Here is a 21,578-nt window from a genome sequence, read left to right on the forward strand (position 1 = left end):
AATAAAAATATGCGCACTCATGCTAAATAATTTATCATTACGGAAGAAAATATTATTATTGATTGGTGGAACAATTACCGTTTTACTAATTATCGCCTCAACATTTTTTGTTAAACACATTGCAAACCTCTCTAGAGAAAACATAGAAAACGAAGCACAAAGTTATCTACAGACCGAGCAACTTTCAATGCAAAGTTACTTTGCAATGTACGGTAAAATGGTATCAACCTTTGTTAATAACCCACATTTAATCAACTTTTTTGAAAATTGGGATACTCGCGATCAAGCACTCGAAAGCGCGCCAGGTTACAACGAAGTAAACCAAGACTTTGTGCGTTTAAGCTCAAACGACGAAAACATTTTATCGGCCTTTTTTGCCTCAGCAACCACCGGTGAATACTTTAAAGAAAATGAACGTACAAGTCACTACAACGGCCAGCCTTATTACGCCTACAAGCGTGGTTGGTGGCAAGAAGCCATGCAAGTTAACAAACTTTATGTAGGTCCAATCTCTGTTGATTTAACCACAGGCGTAGCATCTGCAGTAGTACAACAACCTGTTTATAACGCACAGCGTAAACTCATTGGTATGGGCGGTGTTGATTTACAACTAAACAAAATTAACGACATGGTCGAAAATATTCGCTTTAACGGCCAAGGTTATGGATTTTTACTCGATGGAAATCAAAAAGTAGTTCACTTTTCAAAAGCCACTGGACACAAACTTTCAATTACAGATGAAGGTGCAAACGGTAAAGAAGGACTCGATGCGCTTGAGCAACAATTTACAGATACAGCAGGCTTTAAAGAATTAAATACACAAATGCGAAATAACCTTAAAGGCAGCCAAATGGTTACTTTTAAAGGTGAGCAGTTTTATGTGGTTTACCATCGCTTACAGCTAGATCAGCCTCATATAGATTGGTATGTAGGTCTACTTATTCCTACTAGCATGATTGAAGAGCCCGTAAATGCCGCAGTAACCGCAACAACAACTGCAGTAGTTATTATCTTAATTATTATATTAGCCATGATTTTATGGGCTACCCATATGATTTCAAAACCCATCACTACACTTACGCACATTATGCGTGATATAGCATCGGGTGAAGGCGACCTTACTCAAAAAATTGATATTAATAGCCAAGATGAAGTGGGACAGCTGGCCAATCATATGAACACTTTTATTGATAAATTACGGGCCATGATGCTAGAAACCGCAGCGCAAGCAGAACAGCTAAGTAATGCAGCAGCTCAGCTAAGACATGTTTCTGAGCAAACTAATTCTGAAATTCAGCAAGAGAAGCAGCAAGTTGATAGCGTCAGCGCCGCGGTAACTGAAATGGCGACTACTGTGCTTGAAATATCACGTAATGCACAACATACAAATAATGCAGCTGAAGAAGTTCAGGCAATTACAGCTGAAGGTGCAAGCCGTTCTACACAGGCGCAAAAAGTAATGACTGAACTGGCGTTGCATATTGGCGAAGCATCTAAAGTGGTTGCAGGCCTTGAGCAAGAAAGTAATAATATTGGTGCATTAGTCGATGTAATTAATTCAATAGCCGATCAAACCAACTTACTTGCACTTAATGCGGCTATAGAGGCAGCTCGTGCCGGTGAACACGGTCGAGGCTTTGCCGTTGTTGCTGATGAAGTACGCTCACTAGCAAGTCGCACACAAGAATCAACTGACGATATTCGTAATATGATTTCGCGCTTGCAGCAAATAGCTCAACAGGCCTCAGTGATGATGCAACAAGGACAAGATCAAACCGAGGGCTCAGTACTGCAAACTAAAGAAGTACTTAGCTCACTTCACAATATTGCGCAGTCGGTCACTAAAGTACAAGACCAAAGTCATCAAATAGCCACGTCAACTGAGGAGCAAACAGTCGTTGCTGAAGATATTAATACGAGCCTTTCGGCAATTAATAACTTAGTGAACAGTACCGCTGACCATGCACATACCCTCGCTGACGAAGCTCGTGACTTAAGTGATCTAGCTGCGGCACTTAACAAAACGGTTAACCAATTTAAATTATAAAACACTCATTTAATAGCTGTGTTTAAGCGTCAAACTTAAGCGCAGCTATAACCCTTGTTTTTAATTTATTTAGCACCATATCTTTACAGTTCGCTACTATTTTTACTGTAATTGAGTAATACAAAGTTATTTTTACGAACCAGATCAAATTTTTCGATTTTATACACAGATCTTTTTATTGAGATAGTTTGTTGTTTGGCAGAGTCTGGTATAGTAGCGCACGTAATAAACAGTGCTTTTTGAGCGGTTTAATACGATATTGCTAATTAATATGTTCTAAGTGTTATTTAAAAGCACATATTAATTACCAATTGTTAAAAATGGGTTAGCCGATACTCGGCTGACAAAGAATACATTGTAACGGTTTTATCATGATATCTAATTTATTTACCAAGCTTTTTGGTAGTCGCAATGACCGCACTATTAAAAACTTAAGAAAGACGGTCGCGCTAATCAATGCGCTAGAAACGCAACTTGAAGCGCTTTCTGATGAAGATTTAAGAGCTAAAACAGCTGAGTTTAGAGAACGTTACGATAACGGACAAGGCCTTGACGATATCCTACCTGAAGCTTTTGCTGTGGTACGTGAAGCGTCAAAGCGTGTAAATGGCATGCGTCATTTCGACGTGCAGTTATTAGGTGGTATGGTTTTACATCAAGGTCGCATTGCAGAAATGCGTACCGGTGAAGGTAAAACACTAACAGCTACCCTACCAGCTTATTTAAACGGCTTAACAGGCAAAGGTGTTCACGTAATTACTGTGAATGACTACCTTGCTAAACGTGATGCTGAAACCAACCGTGCGTTATTTGAATTTTTAGGCCTTACTGTAGGCTGTAACGTACCAGGTATGATGCCACAGCAGAAGAAGCTAGCTTATACTGCTGACATTACGTACGGTACAAATAACGAATTTGGTTTTGACTACCTTCGCGATAATATGGCTTTTAGCATTGATGAACGTGTTCAGCGTCCATTATTTTATGCCGTAGTCGATGAAGTGGATTCAATCTTAATTGATGAAGCGCGTACTCCGCTTATTATTTCAGGCCCAGCTGAGGACAGCTCTGAGCTATACACTGAAATAAATACCATCGTTCCTTTACTTGAACTTCAAGAAAAAGAAGACGAAGAAGGTGTTGAAGGCGACGGCGATTACACTATTGATGAAAAGTCTAAGCAAGTTCATTTAACAGAACGTGGTCAAATTAAAGTAGAAGAGCTACTTACTGAACGCGGCTTAATTGAAGAAGGCGATTCGCTTTACTCAGCAGCAAGCATTACGCTACTAAGTCACGTTTATGCCGCCCTTCGTGCCCACAAGCTATACCAAAAAGATGTTGATTACGTAGTAAAAGAAAACGAAGTAATCATTATCGATGAGCATACTGGTCGTTCAATGGAAGGTCGTCGTTGGTCAGAAGGTTTACACCAAGCTGTTGAAGCTAAAGAAGGTGTAAATATTCAGAACGAAAACCAAACACTTGCGTCTATTACGTTCCAAAACTACTTCCGTTTATACGAAACATTAGCAGGTATGACAGGTACTGCCGATACTGAAGCTTTTGAGTTTCAATCTATCTACGGCCTAGATACTGTTGTTATGCCAACTAATAAGCCAATGGTTCGTGATGATCGCGCCGACTTAGTTTACCTAACACAAGAAGAAAAATACGAAGCAATTTTAATTGACATTAAAGACTGTCAAGACCGCGGACAACCGGTACTTGTAGGTACTATTTCAATTGAAAGCTCTGAGTATTTATCGCAGTTTTTACGCAAAGAAAAAATTAAGCACAACGTACTTAATGCCAAATTTCATGCGCAAGAAGCAGATATCGTTTCAGATGCTGGCCTACCAGGTACAGTAACAATTGCAACCAACATGGCCGGTCGTGGTACCGATATCGTGTTAGGTGGTAACTGGAACAGTGAAGTTGAAAAACTTGAGAACCCAACTGCTGAGCAAATTGCTGAAATTAAAGCAGCTTGGAAAATTCGCCATGATGCGGTAATTGATGCTGGCGGTTTACATATCATTGGTACTGAACGTCACGAATCTCGTCGTATAGATAACCAATTACGTGGTCGTTCTGGTCGTCAAGGTGACGCCGGTTCTAGCCGTTTCTACTTATCGATGGACGATGCACTAATGCGTATCTTCGCTGGTGAACGCATGACTAACATGATGCGTAAACTAGGTATGCAACGCGGTGAAGCAATTGAACATCCATGGGTAAACCGTGCGATTGAAAATGCACAGCGTAAAGTAGAAGCACGTAACTTTGATGTTCGTAAGCAATTGCTTGAGTACGATGATGTAGCAAACGATCAACGTCGCGTTGTTTACTCTCAACGTAATGAGCTACTTGAAGAAGGCGATATTTCAGAGACTATCACAGCAATTCGTGGTGATGTTCTTGCTAGTGTAATTGATCAATACATTGCACCACAAAGCCTTGCTGAAATGTGGGATATTCCTGGCCTTGAAGAGCGTTTAAAACAAGACTTCTTACTTGAGTTGCCAATCACTCAGTGGTTAGCAGATGACAATAAACTATACGAAGAAAAACTTCGTGAGCGTATTGAGCAGGCGGTTGAGCAGTCATACAAGCAAAAAGAAGAGCAAGTTGGCGATTCTGTTTTACGTCAATTCGAAAAAGCGATTATGCTACAGAGTCTTGATCAGCATTGGAAAGATCACCTTGCTGCTATGGATCACTTACGTCAAGGTATTCATTTACGTGGTTACGCGCAAAAGAATCCTAAGCAAGAGTATAAGCGTGAATCGTTTGAGCTGTTTTCTGAAATGCTTGAAAACTTGAAAGTAGATGTTGTAAGCATCCTAAGTAAAGTACAAGTACGCGCAGAAGAAGATGTTGAAAAAGTAGAAGAGCAACACCGTAAAAGTGAAAATGCTCCTCGCGAATACCAACATGAAGAAGCTGAGCAAGTAGGTGGCGAAGCGCCAGCACCAGAAACAGCTACTGTAATGGCTCGTACAGAACCAAAAGTAGGTCGTAATGACCCTTGTCCTTGTAAATCAGGTCAAAAATTCAAACAATGTTGCGGTAAATTAAAATAGCCCAGTATTGTTATTAGCTTATTAAAAAGCGGCGCTAGCGTCGCTTTTTTTTATGGAGTTTTAAAGTAATGACTATAGAAATTGTACATGTAGCTGTTGGTGTTATTAAGAAAAATAACGCTATATTCATTTGTAAACGCGCAGATGAACAACATCAAGGCGGTTTATGGGAATTTCCTGGTGGCAAAGTAGAAGCAGGTGAAAGTGTTTTTGTTGCACTTAAACGCGAGCTTATTGAAGAAGTTGGATTAACAATTCACAGCTCTAGTCAACTTATGGTGATTGAGCATGACTACGGCGATAAGTGCGTTAAATTAGATGTACACGTAGTAAGTAACTTTAGCGGTGAAGCACATGGCGCTGAAGGGCAACCTAGTGAATGGGTAGCAATTAGTGAATTAGAAAATTATGATTTTCCTGAAGCTAATGCTGAAATTATCGAGAAAATAGTAGCCCGATACGCATAACAAACTAGGTACAAGTGAGCACAATGAACATCTCAATACAAAATAAGCTAAGCGAACAATTATCATTAAATCCTGAGTTAACTCAAGTTAGTGTGATTGGTAGCGGCCATATAAATAGTACATGGCTACTTACGTGTATTGATAAACAGTTTATTGTGCAAAAACTTAATACTGAGGTATTTAAATACCCTGCTCAGTTAGTAAGTAATGCAAAACTAATTGAGCAGCATTTAAATACCAAACAACTACAAAGCAACTACCCCCTTGAAACAGTTAAGCATATAGCCATACAAAACAACGAACACTTAATAGAAATTGATAGCGCGCATTATCGCGTCCTTAGCTATATTAGTGACAGTTACAGCGAAGACGTTGTTAAAAATGCGCAACAGAGCGAGCAAGCGGCTTACGCCTTTGGCGTATTCGCCCATGCATTACAAGATTTTGATGCACAACAACTACATATTGTAATCCCTGATTTTCATAACTTAGCGATGCGCTTTGAGCAATTAAATACCGCAATCACAAATAACTCTGTAAATAGAGTAAAGCACTGCGCTGACGAAATAGAATATTGCTTATCACAGCAGCATTTAATTACCGAGCTTAGTAGTATAGCTAAGCAGATACCACTTAGAGTGTGTCATAACGATACAAAAATAAATAATATGCTGTTTTGTAGTGCAACTCACAAAGCAAAAGCAGTGATTGATTTAGATACCTGCATGGCGGGATTTAGGCTTTATGATTTTGGCGACATGGTACGCACTTTCTGCTCCCCCGAAGCCGAGGATTCAACAAACTTACACAACGTTATTATTCGAAAAGATATATTTTCAGCCATTGTTAAAGGCTATGTGACGCCATTAAAAAGTAGCATGAGTACAAAAGAACAAGAAAGCCTGCTGTTAGGCGCTAAAATAATGCCGCTCATGTTAAGTGTGCGCTTTTTAACTGATTACTTAAATAACGATGTGTACTTTAAAGTGGCTCATGCAGAGCATAATTTAGAGCGAGCACAAAACCAACTCGCGCTTTATAAAAACATACTCAGTAACGAAAAATGGATGCACCAATGCTTAATGAGCTAAAGCTTATTTAACCTGAACTCTGGTTAAGAGATTTATTAACGTATTGAATCATGGTGATATTTAAATTTATTTTCTCTAGCCAGAGATTTTTAGTGAAAACAAGGCGAATTTACGCGTCAATAGCTGGCCTATTGCAAGTAAATTCAACGCAGTTAGCGCTGAAAATAGCTGCTTGAGATAGTTTTATTATCCATAGTTCAGGTTATTTACAAATTCAAGATACAAAAAAACCAGTAAGCTAAAAACTTACTGGTTTTTTGTTAACTTTAAATCGGTCTATTTAGTAAATTACCAGATTTTTACGCGATCTTCTGGTTTGATATACATTTTATCACCTTCTTTTACGTCAAACGCTTCGTAAAACTCAGGCATATTCGACAAGATACCGATTACACGGTAGTGACTTGGTGAATGAGGGTCTGTTAATAAACGATTACGTAACTCTTCATCGCGATAGTTACGACGCCAAATTTGTGACCAACCCATAAAGAAGCGTTGATCGCCTGTGTAACCATCAATCACTGGTGATTTTTTATCACCTAAAGACAGCATATACGCTTTATGCGCAACCGTTAAGCCACCTAAGTCACCAATGTTTTCGCCAAGCGTTAGCTCGCCATTAACACTTGCATCTTCAAACGGTTTATATTCGTTATACTGTGCAACTAGAGCCGCTGTACGCTCTTCAAATTGCTTAAGGTCAGTCTCACTCCACCAGTTACGTAAGTTGCCATCACCGTCGTATTTAGCACCTTGGTCGTCAAAACCATGACCAAGCTCATGCCCAATTACTGCACCAATTGCGCCGTAGTTTACAGCATCATCCGCTTCTAAATTAAAGAATGGCGGTTGTAAAATAGCTGCTGGAAATACAATTTCGTTGTTTACTGGATTGTAATACGCATTTACTGTTTGCGGAGTCATGTGCCACTCAGAGCGATCAACTGGTTTACCCAATTTAGCAATCATGTCTGCGTACGCCCATTCGCTATAACGAATGTAATTGCCTACTAGCTCATCGGAGTTAATATCTAGCTCAGAGTAATCTTTCCACGTGTCTGGGTAACCAATTTTAGGCGTAAATTTGTCTAGTTTTTCTTTCGCTGCAAGCTTTGTTTCAGGGCTCATCCACTCAAGATTTTCAATAGCAACGCCATAACCTTTAATTACGTTATCAACTAGCTCTTCCATGCGTGCTTTAGCTTCTGGCGGGAAGTTATCTTTAACGTATACCTTACCTAAAATTTCACCAAGTACACTGTTAGATGCATCAACCGCTTGTTTCCAAAGAGGTGCTTGTTCTTCTACGCCACGAAGTGTTGTGCTGTAAAAGTCAAAGTTAAGGTTAACTAAATCTTCACTAAGTAGTTCTGCATAACCACTTACAAAATGAAATTTTAAGTAGTTTTTCCACGTCGCTAAATCAGTGTCTTTGTAAATAGTAGCAAGTGCTTCTAAGTAGCTTGGTTGACGTACAATAATGTCACTTGCACTCACGCCTGCATCTTTAAAGAATGCAGCTAAATCAAGGTCACCCATCAACTTGCTTGCATCTGCTACTGTCATCTTATTATAAGATTTAGTTGCATCACGGCTTTGCACACGGCTCCACTGAGCATCAGCTAGTGTTTTTTCAAATGCAAGTACGCTCTTAGCTGCTTCTGCCGCATCCTTAACGCCTGACTTTGCTAAAACATCAGTGATGTATTGCTCGTAAGAAGCGCGAATTTTAGTGAATTTTTCGTCATCTTTTAAGTAATAGTCACGATCTGGTAAACCAAGACCCGACTGAGATAAATACAATGCATACTCACTTGAGTTTTTAGCATCGTTATTTACAAACCAACCAAACGGTAAAGTACCGCCTTGTTTTTGAATTTTAGACATTAAACCCACTAAATCAGCTTTAGATTTAACGCTATCAATTGTATCTAATGACGGTTGTAATGGCGTAATACCTAGCTCATTACGCGCATCTTTATTCATATAGCTTTTATAAAATGCACCAATTTTGTACTCATCACTGCCTTTTTTAGCGGCTTTGTTTGCGGCTGCACTTTCAAGGGCTATTTTCATCGCTTTTTGCGACTCATCATATAACTGCGAAAAAGAACCGTAGTTAGATTTATCACCTGGTATTTCAGTTTTAGCTAACCACTGACCATTTACATGGTAGTAAAAATCGTCTTGTGCGCGTACTGAACTATCCATATTAGCTAATTCAATACCAAGCTCTAGTGGTTTTTCAGCGGGTGCTGTTACTACTGGAGTGTCGGTTACTTTTGTTTCTTGTTGTTTTTCACCACAACCTACCAAGCCAAGCGCAAGTGCGATACTTGCAGCAGCCATTGTTACTTTATTCATAATTATTCCGTTTGTTAGTTAGAATTGAATCATACCAATCTGCTTATATATGGGGTCTATTTAACGTTAAGAAAATTACGCTAGAACCAGGCAAAACTTTTTGTATCTAGTTGCTCTAAATAAAAAATTTTTAGCGACGTTATAGTGCAATTTAATTCGTTAAATTGATCAAAGACTTATGCAGGTTGGTATCACATACCAACTCCATTAAATTCTTGAATATAGCAGGAGTAAAAATAGCACTGCCTACACGCTTTTACTTAATGGAATGGGTATCAAAGAGCTTTCGATCAATATAAAGCCCACGCAGTATCATAAACCTCATTAAGCCAACAATAAAATGGAATATGTAACAAAGTATTTTGAATGCGGTGAGCTGCCAAATTAGCCCCACCAATAACAAGATGGTGGGTAGTTAAGACTTACTTTTATTTTTTCCGTGAAGCGCTAAACGCTCTAGTTTTTCTTTTAAAGAAGGGGGTGCAGAAGATGCTATCGCGTTTAAGTAATCAGCTGTTTGCTCACTCATTTTAAGTGAGTTGGTAACTGCAGGACTGCCCGACTTATTCGCTGTACTTAATCTCTGAGTTGCTTGAGGATTTGCAGTTATTTTTATTTGCCCGAGCTCTGCCATTCCGGCAGCTCTAAAATGTGAAAGCATATCCATTTTTAAATAATTAAGCCTAAGCGCGATAGGTGCAGATACCGCCTCTATCATTAGCGTGCCGTCTCGGTAATTACTGACTCGGCATTTATCACCCAACTTAGGACCCAAAAAATCTTTTAATAGGGTTTGCTGTGTATCAAGTGCTTGGCTTTTGCCTGCATAAGCTGATAAACGATTATTTAACCCCGCCATAATATCGGTTAGCGGTTTTGGTGCATATCTATCTTTAGCCATTTTACACCTCGTAAAAGCTCACTTAGACCCAGAGATAATACTCTAGGTCTAAGTATACACTGCGTATTAATACTACGCGCCGGCTATTTGCATTTGCTCTATTAATACTGAGCCAGTTTGAATACCACCACGGCGTTCTATGTCACCACCAATAGCAGATATGCCTTTAAACATATCTTTTAAATTACCAGCAATGGTAATTTCGCTTACAGGATATTGGATTTCACCATTTTCAACCCAAAAACCAGCAGCACCACGAGAGTAATCACCCGTTACGGTATTTACGCCCTGCCCCATTAGCTCTGTAACTAATAAGCCGGTGCCCATCGTTTTTAATAGTGCAGTTAAATCGTTATGAGTTTGCTCAACAAGCCAGTTATGTATACCGCCAGCATGCCCTGTTGGGGTCATATTCATTTTACGCGCGGCATAACTTGCTAATAAATAAGTTTGTAGCTCGCCGCCTTGAATAATTTCCCTATCGAATGTTTTAACACCTTCGCTATCAAACGGTGACGACGCCAACCCTTTTAAAATATGTGGGCGCTCGGCAATATTCACACAATTACTAAATACTTGTGTGCCTAAGCTATCAAGTAAAAAACTTGATTTACGATAAAGTGCACCACCACCAATTGCCGACACTAAGTGACCAAACAATGAATTTGCAATATCGGCTCTAAAAATAACAGGCACTTTCATTGTGCCTAACTTTTGGCTATTTAATTTAGCCAATGTTTCAGCTGCTGCTTCAAGCCCAACTGCCGCTGCGTCATTTAAACCCGCTTGGTCGCGTGCAACAGTATAAGCAGAGTCGCGTTGCATCTGCTCACCATCTTGACCAATTACCATAGTACTAATGCTATGACGAGTGCGTGGAAAGCCAGTTATCAAACCATGGCTGTTACCATAAACACGTAATCCTTGGTGAGATGAAAAACTCGCGCCATCAGAGTTAACAATACGCTCATCTGCGTTTAATGCAGCTTGCTCAGCAGCATGACAAAGCTCAATACCTTCCTCAGGGCTTACATCCCAAGGATGGTATAAATCTAAATCTTTAGGATTAAATTCAAGCAATTCTTTATCAGCAACGCCGTTAAATGGGTCATCCGATGTAAATTTGGCTATATCAATCGCTTTTTCGACTACCATGCGCAATGTTTTTGGATTTAAATCAGCGGTTGACGCCGAACCTTTATTATTACCAACGTATACACTAATGCCTAAGCCGCCGTCCTGGTTAAACTCAATGGTTTCTACTTCACCCATTCGTGTACTAACCGATAAACCAGACGTGCTAGACATGGCAGCTTCTGCAGCTGTAGCGCCTAATTTTTTAGCATGTTCGAGTACTTCTGCTACCGCATCTTTAACTTGCGATATTTGAGAATAAATTGGATCGTTTTGTTGGCTTTTCATAAATTAAGTCCTGAGCCTTAGAGGCATAATGCACGCATTTCTTATATTTAAATGCTAACACACTCAATGCATCACATCAGCTAATATTCCTAAGTATCATATTCATGTATAATGGCAAAAGTTATTTTTATTTAAGAGCACCCCATGGCAAAGAAAAAAGGCAAGCCTGCTGAAATTGAAGAAGAAATTGAATATGTATCAAGAACGGAGCTTAAGCGCGAAGCGCAAGAGTTTCATCAGTTAGGTACTGAAATTGCCAAAATGGGTAAAAAACAGCGCGAACGCCTGCCATTAAATGACGATTTAAAAGCGGCAATGGTTGTTGCTGATAAAATAAGTAATAAAAGTGACGCGTACCGCCGTCACTTAAACTACATCGCTAAAACGTTGCGTACTGTAGAAAACATTGACGCTATTAGAGCGATTATCGATGTAATGCTTAATAAAAATAACCAAGCTGAAGTATTGGTCAAAAAAATTGAGCAATTACGTTCAGACCTAATTGAACAAGGTGATGACCTTATCAATGAGACTATTGAACAGTTTCCGTCTCTTGATCGTCAGCAAATGCGTCAATTGGTTCGTAATGCGGCGAAAGAAGCGAAAGCTGAAAAGCCGGGTAAAGGTTATAAAGAGTTATTTCAATATCTCAAAGATGCCCATACTGTTACGTATTAATTAGACCGCATTAATTGATATTTTATTAAAAAAGGTGCTTCGGCACCTTTTTTGTTATAGATCAAACCTCCTCACTGCGTACTTTTTTATAATCACCCCCTAAATAAATACTTAGGTGCGCGTGATGATTAAACTTCCACAATGGGATCAAACCCTAATAAACAAATATAATGTGTCTGGCCCGCGTTATACCTCGTATCCCACCGCTCTATCACTGCGTGATGGGTATCAGCAACAAGACCTACTAAGCGCTGTAGAATCGTCAACGAGTCGTTCACTTTCTCTATATATTCATATCCCGTTTTGTAGCCAGCTTTGCTACTACTGTGGTTGTAATAAAATAATTACCCGCCATCAATCTAAGGCAGATACGTACCTCGACTTTTTAGCAAAAGAAATTACTGCCCAAGCTCATTTATTTAAAAACTACACGGTTGAGCAATTACATTTAGGTGGCGGTACTCCCACCTTTTTAACCGCAAAACAAATGACTCGTCTAATTAAGCTTTTAGAGCAGCACTTTAATTTTACAAGCACAACAGAGCGCGGCATTGAAATAGACCCACGCTCACTTGCCGATAATATGCTTGTTGATCTAAGAATGCTTGGCTTTAACCGTGTCTCATTTGGGATTCAAGACTTTAACGACGACGTGCAACTTGCTGTTAATCGTCCGCAAAATGCAGATACGGTCAAGCAATTAATTACACAAGCTCGCGAGCTGGGATTTCAATCTATTAATGCAGATATGATTTACGGGCTTCCTCTGCAAACGCCAGAGAGCTTTAAGAAAACTATAGAGCAACTTATTGAGTTAAGCCCTGACCGAGTATCGGTGTTTAACTACGCGCATTTACCAGAGCGCTTTGCTGCACAGCGTAAGATTAAAGATGCAGATTTACCCAGTGCACATAATAAACTCACTATGTTTAAAAACACGCTGGAGCAGATGAAGCAAGCAGGCTATCAATTTATTGGTATGGACCACTTTGCAAAAACCGACAACGAACTAGCTGTTGCACAAAATGAAGGCAAGTTACATCGTAATTTTCAAGGTTATACAACCCATGGAAATTGTGATTTATTAGGCTTAGGCGTGTCATCAATTTCGCAAATTGGCACTGCCATTTTACAAAATCAAAAAGAATTAAAACATTATTACCACAGCATCGAAACACAAATCGGCTGTGCTCTTAATAAAGGTATGCACTTAACACATGATGATGTAATTCGTGCTGATGCAATTAAGCAGCTCATTTGCCAGTTTGAATTAGATATACAAGACTTTAGCGAAAAGCATGCGCTTATATTTAATGACTACTTTGAGGATGCGTTAATTGCGCTTACGCCGCTTATAAAAGATGAACTAGTCACTATAAATGATAATAAAATTAGCGTAACGCCACGCGGCAACTTATTCATTCGTATTATTTGCATGTGCTTTGACGCTCATTTACAAAAACAAATTAACGCAACGCGCTTTTCAAGGGTGATTTAGCCTGAACTCTGGATAATAAATACATCGGCACAAAAAAAGCAGACCTAGGTCTGCTTTTTGTATTTAAGTTGTAACTTTAATTAAAAACTACTTTATCGCTGCCAGGAGCGGCTTTAAACTCGATGATAATTTTAGCGCAATCGGCTTTAACTTCATCTTTAAGTGTTTCTTCAGCTTGCCAGCGAGCTTTATCTAGCTTAAAAATTTCTTTTTTAGCATATTTTTTACGTGCATCGTGTGTCGGCATTTCTTTAACTACCTGGTACATTTTATAAATGCCAGGATATTGTGTCGTTAAATCACGCTCGCTCTCAAAGCCATATTGAGACATAAGTACCCAAATACGTAAACAGCCTTCAGAAAACTCACACTGCTCTTCATTCATTGCACGCGCAATTAAATTAATACTATCGGCTAGTTTGGCATTTCGCTTTAAACGCGACTTCTCAAGCTTTTGCTTTTGTTCAGCCTGCGTTTTAGCAATTAACTTTTTTTGCGCATTTAACTTATACAGCAACTGACCCGCATAAAATGCCAGACCAACTATTATAGCAGCGCCTAAAAGTAAGGCTAAAATTACCGCGGTACTCATTATTTATCCTTACTATTTGTCGTCTTCATCTAACCATTCGTTGGCTAAATCGTCAGATAAGTATTGATCGAAATCAGAATTGCCTTTGCTTTCAATATCATCTTCAAGGTCATCTTCAAATTCGTCTTCATCCTCGTCTTCAATACCAAGAATTTCACATAACGCCTGATGGCGAGCAATACGGCTATTAAAGTACTTAGCATCTTTACCAGTTAGCATTTCACCTTCTTCATGACGCTCTACTAATTTAAGTAAACGCTCGTCATTCTCAAGTGCTTCTAGCTCTTGTTCAGGTGTAAATTCAGGCTCGATTACCTTTTTCAGCTCAATAGTTGGCTTTAAGTTGCGTTTCATTTCAACTTTAGGTTCAGGCGCAGTTGCAATTAATGGTACCGGCTTTTTACTGCCTACACGCTTATCTTTAGGCGCGTGACCAGCATTATGGCTTTCGCTATCTAGTAAATCTGGCGCGTTACGAGAACCTGGCTTAGCGCCTTTGGTTTTTTTAACTCGCTGCTCTTTTAATGCGCGCATTTCTTTAAGCTTATCTTGGCTTAAACGAACAGGTCCGTTTGCTGGGCTTTTGCGTGACTTTTTAGTTCTACTCATATCTTGATCATCTCACTTAAGAGGTTTTGAGCGAAGCGCAAATTAATGGGCATCGCAGTGCTGGCCTAGCCAGAAGAATTCAGTTTGCGCTTAGAGGTTGGGTCTCTCATTTAAAAGCGCCTTAGCTAATTAATCGCTAATTTTAAACGGTGGGTATTGTAACAGGACAAATAAAAAGGCGGTAGAGAAAACATCTCTACCGCCTGCTAATCTGAGCGCCATTATCTGGACACTTCTCCCTTCGACTTTTTTTAGTCTTTATTATTTTTATTATTATCAGTCCGTATTGTTATTATTTTTACGTTCCTTGTTACATTCCATTTTGTTTTTATTATTAAACTTCCATGAGTTTTTTATTATTTTCGGTCATCCTGACACTTTTTTATTATTTCCTTTAGTAGCACTAATCTTATGCTATGTAGTCATGCCGCGTTACTTTCCTTGATAGTTATTTCCGTTTTGTTATTGTTGTTTTGCGACAGTGGTTAATTTACTCGTTAATGATTTTGTTACAACTGGTTTATATAACTTTTATTATCTTTATTACATTGAGATATAAAAATAAACATAAATTACAATAAGTTAATCAATAATCAAAAATAAAAAGAAGACTTTTCTTACAACCAGACATGGTCAATGTCTTACATTAAAACGGACGATATCGTTAATTTTTGACACAAAAAAAGCAGCCTAGGCTGCTTTTTTTAACACATTGTAGTTTATTTTTTATTAACTGCTAAATAAATACGACTTTAGTGTAAGCCACCTAAATACTGAGAAAGTACTTCGATGTCTTTATCTGTTAATTTTTTTGCAATATCGCCCATCATGCCATTTAAGTCATTATGACGAGTACCATCACGGAATTTTTCAAGTTGAGCCTTGATATATCCTGGATGCTGAAAAGAAATTTTTGGAAACTTAGCAAGTGACGAGCCATTACCACGTGGGCCATGACATGCTGCACATGATGGAATTCCACGTTCTGCATCGCCTGCTTTAAAAAGCATCTCGCCAACTTCAACAACATCTTTAGGTGTAGCACCTTCAGTCATGTTCATTGAAGAAAAATAAGCAGCTAGATCTTTCATGTCTTGCTCGCTAAGTGGCATAGCCATAGCGCTCATTACTGGATCCATACGCCCTTCTTTGCCGCCTGATGTCATACCTAATTTTAAATCCTGAAGTTGCTTAAGGATATAATCTGGATGTTGACCTGCAATTTTAGGGTAAATATTAACCGGCGCATTACCGTCTGGGCCGTGACAAGCCGCACACGTTGCTGATTTTTCTTTACCTGCGTTTACATCGCCATCAAATGCTGTTGCGTTGCTTGCTGACAACGCACCAAGCAATATTGTTAAAGATAGTGCTATTTTTTTCATGGTGAATTCTCTGTTTCCGACCCTGTATCATCTACAATCGTGATGTTGTAATACATATATTCTACACGATAATAAATTCTCTGGCACGTTTTCTACACATATTAAGCTTATAATTTACAGGGTTTTGACTTAGATTAAGCTTTAACATGTTTTAAATGTACCATAGGTGCTGTTTTTAGGTGGTTAAATACGCTTTTTAATACATCCTTTATAGTATAAAATACGCGCCCTGGGTGAATTTGGTTTACTCAACGTTATTTATTTAAGTTTTAGGAGAGCCTGTGCTCAAATCTCGTATCAAATATAATACTGCGTCTTTCGTAACAAGCGCTCCCGACATTACTAAATTACCTGCTGATACGGGAATTGAAGTTGCGTTTGCCGGTCGCTCCAACGCAGGTAAGTCGAGTGCATTAAATGCATTAACCGATCAGAAGCTAGCACGTACAAGTAAAACACCTGGACGTACTCAGCTAATCAATACATTCGATTTAGCTGATGTTGACGATATGCGCCTTATCGATTTACCAGGCTATGGTTTTGCTAAAGTACCAATCGAAATGAAAAAGAAATGGCAAAAATCGCTAGGCGAATACCTACAAAAGCGTCAAAGCTTAAAAGGTATTGTTATTTTAATGGATATTCGTCATCCATTAAAAGATTTAGACCGCGATTTAATTAATTGGGCTATTGGTAGTGAAATTCCAGTATTGGCACTATTAACTAAAGCCGATAAATTAAAGCAAGGCCCTCGTAAATCACAAGTACTGCAAGTTCGTCGTGAATTAAGCACGCTTGATGGGGATATTACAGTTCATGCATTTTCATCATTAAAAGGCACGGGTTTACCAGAAGTAGCTAAAAAACTAGATGAATGGTTTTTAGGTCCTGTTATTGCTGTACCACCTACCGATGAAACAATCACAGACGAAACAAACCCAGAGGCTTAAACGCTGGCGTTACGATAAATAAAACTGCTTTCCTGCAGATTTAATAAAATAGCCGAGCTTATCAGACTCGGCTTTTTCAGCCCACTGATAAAATACGCTTCGCGCAACACGCGCACTACAGCCATAAGGTAGCTTTAGATAAGGCACTTTTGACCCTTTATAGTCTTTTATAACTAAAGGCTGCTGAGCGCTCACCAACCACTGCCTAGCTAAATTATCAATACAACACAACACCTGCCCTTGCACTGTATTTTCAAAACGCCAATCAACAATAATAAACGGCGCATCATCAACCGTTATTGTTATTTTTTCGACAGGTGTTTTTAAATAAAATTGCTCACCTTCTTTACATAAAACAGAAGCAAACAGCTTCACCATGGCTGGGCGTGTTATTTCGCTGCCATCGTAAAACCATTTCCCCTCATGATTAATGACAATTGGCAGTTCACCACAATGATTAGGCTGCCAACTATCAAAAGGTTTGCTTGGCTCGCTTAATTGCTTGCTAAGCTCACTTAAAGAAATCACTGTTTTTTAAGTGTAATTGCAAATGTAACAGGCACTGCTGTTGCAATTGAAGGTAAGCCCGCTAGCTCTTGCAGCTTTTTAACGCCTTCAGTTACACCAAAATCATCACTATTAATAATAATAGGTGTTAATGATGATACCGTTAAATCACCACTTTGCGTGCTGTTAACGAGTACATCAATTGCCAATGGCTTTTTATTACCGTGAAAATCAAGCTCAGCTTTAATACCCTTCAATACATATTGACCAGGCTTTTTAATATTGCTCAGTTCTTTAGTTAAATTTGCAGTTAAAACAGCATTTGGAAATTTAGCCGCTTCGAATAAAAATGTTGTTAAACGCTCATTACGAATAGGAATTAGAGTTTCGGCTGATGTTAAATCAACATTAACGCTAAACTCGCCTTTATCAGAAAGCATACCTTCAAGGTTAGTAAAATGGTGAGCTTCAGCAATCGAATCTTTTTTAATTGAAACAAAGCTTAGTTGGCTTTTATCATTCACTAGCTGCCAATTGGCCTGAGCAACATTAGAAATAACTAAACTTGATAAAGAAAAACCTGCAATAGCTAATGCTTTAAACATAACGCACTCCTTAGTAATAAAATGAAAAAGAATAAAAATAATATCACTTCGATGGTATCACCTGCGATGTACCCAAACCACCTCGAAATGACGAATGAATAATACAATTGGTATAGCGCAATAAAGAATTAATTAGATAGGATTTTCAGGCGTAAAACAAAAAACGGCCCACCAAACAAGTTGGTAGGCCGGTATAGCAAACTGGGGAGAAGCTATCAATTTGTTGCACCCTTTCAGATGCATCATCAACAGGATGTCCTACAGGATAGGACAGGCAGGACTTTAACAAAAGCACGCATTAAAATACAATCATATTCCTGTAAAACAGCTCGAATTGACGAACATATAACTATTTAATACAAATAGTTGCTTAAATTAACCTTATTTTAACTAAAGCTTGCATATACCTGATTGAATCGCTGTTATTCGCCATTTTTATTAAACATAAAAAAAGCGCCAAAAGGCGCTTTAATTAAAATGCTAAAATTGCATTAATGAGCTTGTTCCCAGTTGTCACCTTCATCAGCTTCAACTATAAGTGGTACATCTAGCGCAGCAGCTTGCGACATCAGTTCACAAATGTGTTTTGTGTACTGTGGTGCGCAGTCTGTTTTGATTTCAAATACTAATTCATCGTGCACTTGCATAAGCAGCTTAATTGTATTTGGCGCTTGTTCGTGTACCCAGCGGTTAACGCTCAGCATTGCCTTTTTAATAATATCGGCGGCAGTACCTTGCATTGGTGCGTTTATAGCAGCACGTTCGGCTCCTTTTCTACGCGCCCCATTACGTGCGTTTATTTCTGGTAAATGTAGGCGACGACCAAATATTGTTTCAACGTAGCCATTTTCAGCTGCTTTTTCGCGTGTTGTTTCCATGTACTCTAATACACCTGGAAAACGCTCAAAGTATTTATCTATGTAATGCTGCGCTTCGTGGCGTGGCACATCTAGTTGACGTGCTAAACCAAATGCCGACATACCGTAAATTAAGCCAAAGTTTACTGCTTTCGCCTTACGGCGCATATCGGTAGTTACATCATCAAGCTCTACACCAAATACTTCAGCGGCAGTTGCACTATGTACATCTAAGCCGTTAGCAAATGCATTTAATAGACCTTTGTCTTGTGAAAGATGCGCCATAATACGTAGCTCAATTTGACTGTAATCGGCAGCGACAATTTTATAACCATCTGCGGCTATAAACGCTTCACGAATACGACGTCCTTCTTCTGAACGAATAGGAATATTTTGTAAATTAGGATCAGTTGAACTCAAGCGCCCCGTAGCTGTAATTGCCTGATGATAAGACGTATGTACACGCTGGGTTTTCTCATTCACCATTAATGGTAATTTATCGGTATACGTTGATTTAAGCTTTGATAAACCACGATGCTCTATAATTACTTTAGGTAGCGGATAATCATGAGCAAGTTCTTGCAGTACTTCTTCTGCGGTAGAAGGTGCACCTTTAGGCGTTTTTTTAATAATAGGCAGCCCAAGCTTTTCAAACAACAGTACTTGTAGCTGCTTAGGAGAGCTTAAATTAAATGGTTCGCCTGCTATTTCAAACGCTTCTTTTTCAAGCTCAATTAAACGCTCGCCTAAACGTTGGCTGTGCGCTGCAAGCATATTGCTATCTATCGCAACACCGGTGCGTTCAATATCAGAAATCACACTAATAAGTGGCATTTCTATATCTTCAAATACCGATTTTAGCTTTTCATCAGCTGCTATTTTTGGCCAAAGCACTTCGTGTAAACGCAAAGTAATATCGGCATCTTCTGCGGCGTAAGGCGCTGCTTTTTCAAGTTCAATTTGGTTAAAGGTAAGTTGCTTTTTACCTTTGCCAGCAATATCTTCAAAGCTAATATTTTTATGACCTAGGTATTTAAGTGCTAGCGAGTCCATATCGTGACGCGTGCCTACACTATTAAATACATACGACTCAAGCATGGTGTCAAACTTAATACCATTTAGCGCAAAACCTGCATTCGCTAATACGCTTTTGTCATATTTAAGGTTTTGCCCTACTTTAGCTTTGTTTTCATCTGCCAAAATTGGACCTAGCTTTTGCATTACAAATTCAAGGCTTAATTGCTCAGGCGCACCTGGGTAGTCATGCGCTACCGGTAAATACACAGCTTCACCCGCTTTTACGGCAAAGCTCATACCCACCAATTGCGCTTTCATGTAATCAAGGCTGGTTGTTTCAGTATCAAATGCAAATAACTCAGCACTATTTAATTGCTCTATTAGCGTATCAAATTGCACTTGCGTTAAAATAGTTTCGTAATGAGCATCTTCTACTTTTGGTAATTCAGTGGCTTGGGTAGGTACAGCTAAATGTGTTTCAGCATCTTTAGGATTATCAAGTAATTCAGCTAACCAACGACGGAATTCGCACTCACCATATAATGCAATTAATTCGTCTTTATTAGGCTCTTGAAGTTTGAATGTATCAAGATCAGATTCAACTTCAACATCACACTTAATTGTCGCAAGTTCGTAGCTTAAAGGCAGATGATCAAGAGCAATTGCTAACTTTTCACCTATTTTACCTTTAATCTCACTGGCGTGATCCATTACACCTTGTAAAGAACCATATTTTTCTAACCATTTAACTGCAGTTTTAGGACCACAACCTTCAACACCCGGAATATTATCGACCTTATCACCCATTAATGCTAAGTAATCAATAATAAGTTCAGGGCCTACACCAAACTTTTCAACCACGGTAACGGGATCTGAAATACTGTCAGTCATCGTGTTTATTAGCGTAACGTGTTCATTAACAAGCTGTGCCATGTCTTTATCGCCAGTAGAGACGAGTACATGTCGTTTTTGCTCTGACGCTATACGTGCAAATGTACCAATAACATCATCAGCTTCAACGCCTTCAATACTAATTAGCGGAAAGCCCATCGCTTTAATAATACTGTGTATTGGTGCTATTTGAGTGCGTAAGTCATCCGGCATAGGCGGACGATTTGCCTTATACTCGCTATACATATCGTTACGGAACGTTTTACCTTTAGCATCAAATATAACCACCATATGTGAGGGATCGTATTGTCTGATCAAGCTTTTAAGCATGTTGATCACGCCATAAATAGCGCCCGTAGCTTCACCTTTAGAATTAGTTAAATGCGGCGGAGAATGATAAGCACGAAATAAATATGACGAGCCATCAACTAAAATAAGTGGGTTTTCGGGGATCTGAGCCATGGTGAATTTGGATCCTAAATGCAAAAAATTAAGGTAATTATAAGCATGCCATAAGGTAGTAAATAAAACGACAGTGAATTACTGCTTATCGTGTTATTAAAACTATAGCAAGCTGTGGATAAGTGTGTAGATAACAGCCACGAGGTATT

Annotated in this window: 16 protein-coding genes; 7 read left to right on the forward strand and 9 right to left on the reverse strand. The window is 39.0% G+C overall.

Annotated features, from left to right (window positions below; translation table 11 throughout):
* The first annotated feature begins 19 nt into the window (after positions 1-19).
* The 4 genes from P20429_RS12880 (at position 20) to P20429_RS12865 (ending at position 6,691) form a co-directional block, all read left to right on the forward strand.
* A complete protein-coding gene (locus tag P20429_RS12880) occupies positions 20-2,047 on the forward strand; it encodes a methyl-accepting chemotaxis protein (RefSeq protein ID WP_033026557.1) in 2,028 nt (675 codons plus the stop codon).
* 371 nt (positions 2,048-2,418) lie between these two features.
* Positions 2,419-5,133: a preprotein translocase subunit SecA gene (secA, locus tag P20429_RS12875; RefSeq protein WP_007582061.1), complete on the forward strand. Its 2,715-nt coding sequence runs from the start codon at positions 2,419-2,421 to the stop codon at positions 5,131-5,133.
* 68 nt (positions 5,134-5,201) lie between these two features.
* Positions 5,202-5,600, forward strand: coding sequence for an 8-oxo-dGTP diphosphatase MutT (gene mutT / locus P20429_RS12870; protein WP_007582062.1), 399 nt, complete (start codon positions 5,202-5,204; stop codon positions 5,598-5,600).
* A gap of 23 nt (positions 5,601-5,623) precedes the next feature.
* Positions 5,624-6,691, forward strand: coding sequence for a phosphotransferase enzyme family protein (locus tag P20429_RS12865; RefSeq protein WP_007582063.1), 1,068 nt, complete (start codon positions 5,624-5,626; stop codon positions 6,689-6,691).
* 288 nt (positions 6,692-6,979) lie between these two features.
* Here the strand turns inward: P20429_RS12865 and P20429_RS12860 are convergent, their stop codons facing one another.
* The 3 genes from P20429_RS12860 to pmbA form a co-directional block, all read right to left on the reverse strand.
* Positions 6,980-9,055, reverse strand: a complete 2,076-nt coding sequence (locus P20429_RS12860; protein WP_007582064.1) for a M13 family metallopeptidase — start codon at positions 9,053-9,055, stop codon at positions 6,980-6,982.
* A gap of 415 nt (positions 9,056-9,470) precedes the next feature.
* Positions 9,471-9,956: a DUF721 domain-containing protein gene (locus P20429_RS12855; RefSeq protein ID WP_007582065.1), complete on the reverse strand. Its 486-nt coding sequence runs from the start codon at positions 9,954-9,956 to the stop codon at positions 9,471-9,473.
* A gap of 72 nt (positions 9,957-10,028) precedes the next feature.
* Positions 10,029-11,378 (reverse strand): metalloprotease PmbA, encoded by a 1,350-nt coding sequence (gene pmbA / locus P20429_RS12850; RefSeq protein WP_007582066.1) that lies wholly within the window; start codon positions 11,376-11,378, stop codon positions 10,029-10,031.
* A gap of 144 nt (positions 11,379-11,522) precedes the next feature.
* Between pmbA and yjgA the strand changes: the two genes are divergently transcribed.
* Positions 11,523-12,056 carry a ribosome biogenesis factor YjgA gene (gene yjgA / locus P20429_RS12845; RefSeq protein WP_007582068.1) on the forward strand — a complete coding sequence of 178 codons (534 nt, stop codon included), beginning with the start codon at positions 11,523-11,525 and terminating at the stop codon, positions 12,054-12,056.
* A gap of 124 nt (positions 12,057-12,180) precedes the next feature.
* The gene (gene hemN, locus P20429_RS12840) at positions 12,181-13,554 is read left to right on the forward strand and encodes an oxygen-independent coproporphyrinogen III oxidase (protein WP_007582069.1); all 1,374 of its coding nucleotides are present in this window, start codon (positions 12,181-12,183) and stop codon (positions 13,552-13,554) included.
* Positions 13,555-13,630: 76 nt separating this feature from the next.
* Here hemN and P20429_RS12835 read toward each other — a convergent pair whose 3' ends face one another.
* The 3 genes from P20429_RS12835 to P20429_RS12825 form a co-directional block, all read right to left on the reverse strand.
* Positions 13,631-14,146, reverse strand: a complete 516-nt coding sequence (locus tag P20429_RS12835) for a DUF2489 domain-containing protein (RefSeq protein WP_007582071.1) — start codon at positions 14,144-14,146, stop codon at positions 13,631-13,633.
* A 12-nt stretch (positions 14,147-14,158) separates the two neighbouring features.
* Positions 14,159-14,755, reverse strand: coding sequence for a Der GTPase-activating protein YihI (gene yihI / locus P20429_RS12830; RefSeq protein ID WP_007582074.1), 597 nt, complete (start codon positions 14,753-14,755; stop codon positions 14,159-14,161).
* 752 nt (positions 14,756-15,507) lie between these two features.
* Positions 15,508-16,140, reverse strand: coding sequence for a cytochrome c (locus P20429_RS12825; RefSeq protein WP_007582080.1), 633 nt, complete (start codon positions 16,138-16,140; stop codon positions 15,508-15,510).
* A gap of 281 nt (positions 16,141-16,421) precedes the next feature.
* On the opposite strand from P20429_RS12825, the gene yihA reads away from it, so the two are divergent.
* The gene (gene yihA / locus P20429_RS12820) at positions 16,422-17,090 is read left to right on the forward strand and encodes a ribosome biogenesis GTP-binding protein YihA/YsxC (RefSeq protein WP_007377272.1); all 669 of its coding nucleotides are present in this window, start codon (positions 16,422-16,424) and stop codon (positions 17,088-17,090) included.
* Positions 17,091-17,099: 9 nt separating this feature from the next.
* Here yihA and P20429_RS12815 read toward each other — a convergent pair whose 3' ends face one another.
* The 3 genes from P20429_RS12815 to polA all read right to left on the reverse strand — a co-directional run bounded on the left by P20429_RS12815 (position 17,100) and on the right by polA (position 21,429).
* Positions 17,100-17,618, reverse strand: coding sequence for a DUF1285 domain-containing protein (locus P20429_RS12815; RefSeq protein ID WP_007377273.1), 519 nt, complete (start codon positions 17,616-17,618; stop codon positions 17,100-17,102).
* On the reverse strand, positions 17,615-18,202 hold the full coding sequence (locus tag P20429_RS12810; RefSeq protein ID WP_007582084.1) for a YceI family protein: 588 nt from the start codon (positions 18,200-18,202) through the stop codon (positions 17,615-17,617). Before P20429_RS12810 ends, P20429_RS12815 begins: the two co-directional genes overlap by 4 nt.
* Positions 18,203-18,693: 491 nt before the next feature.
* Complete coding sequence (gene polA / locus P20429_RS12805) at positions 18,694-21,429, reverse strand: DNA polymerase I (RefSeq protein ID WP_007582086.1); 2,736 nt, start codon at positions 21,427-21,429, stop codon at positions 18,694-18,696.
* Between the last annotated feature and the right edge of the window lie 149 nt (positions 21,430-21,578).

Source organism: Pseudoalteromonas sp. BSi20429 (assembly GCF_000238895.1).
Lineage (GTDB): Bacteria > Pseudomonadota > Gammaproteobacteria > Enterobacterales > Alteromonadaceae > Pseudoalteromonas > Pseudoalteromonas arctica.

Excerpts from the sequence above, each read along its gene's own strand:
- P20429_RS12880 (WP_033026557.1), top strand. The coding sequence starts at position 20 with ATGCTAAATAATTTATCATTACGGAAGAAAATATTATTATTGATTGGT.
- secA (WP_007582061.1), top strand. The coding sequence starts at position 2,419 with ATGATATCTAATTTATTTACCAAGCTTTTTGGTAGTCGCAATGACCGC.
- mutT (WP_007582062.1), top strand. The coding sequence starts at position 5,202 with ATGACTATAGAAATTGTACATGTAGCTGTTGGTGTTATTAAGAAAAAT.
- P20429_RS12865 (WP_007582063.1), top strand. The coding sequence starts at position 5,624 with ATGAACATCTCAATACAAAATAAGCTAAGCGAACAATTATCATTAAAT.
- P20429_RS12860 (WP_007582064.1), bottom strand. The coding sequence starts at position 9,055 with ATGAATAAAGTAACAATGGCTGCTGCAAGTATCGCACTTGCGCTTGGC.
- P20429_RS12855 (WP_007582065.1), bottom strand. The coding sequence starts at position 9,956 with ATGGCTAAAGATAGATATGCACCAAAACCGCTAACCGATATTATGGCG.
- pmbA (WP_007582066.1), bottom strand. The coding sequence starts at position 11,378 with ATGAAAAGCCAACAAAACGATCCAATTTATTCTCAAATATCGCAAGTT.
- yjgA (WP_007582068.1), top strand. The coding sequence starts at position 11,523 with ATGGCAAAGAAAAAAGGCAAGCCTGCTGAAATTGAAGAAGAAATTGAA.
- hemN (WP_007582069.1), top strand. The coding sequence starts at position 12,181 with ATGATTAAACTTCCACAATGGGATCAAACCCTAATAAACAAATATAAT.
- P20429_RS12835 (WP_007582071.1), bottom strand. The coding sequence starts at position 14,146 with ATGAGTACCGCGGTAATTTTAGCCTTACTTTTAGGCGCTGCTATAATA.
- yihI (WP_007582074.1), bottom strand. The coding sequence starts at position 14,755 with ATGAGTAGAACTAAAAAGTCACGCAAAAGCCCAGCAAACGGACCTGTT.
- P20429_RS12825 (WP_007582080.1), bottom strand. The coding sequence starts at position 16,140 with ATGAAAAAAATAGCACTATCTTTAACAATATTGCTTGGTGCGTTGTCA.
- P20429_RS12810 (WP_007582084.1), bottom strand. The coding sequence starts at position 18,202 with ATGTTTAAAGCATTAGCTATTGCAGGTTTTTCTTTATCAAGTTTAGTT.
- polA (WP_007582086.1), bottom strand. The coding sequence starts at position 21,429 with ATGGCTCAGATCCCCGAAAACCCACTTATTTTAGTTGATGGCTCGTCA.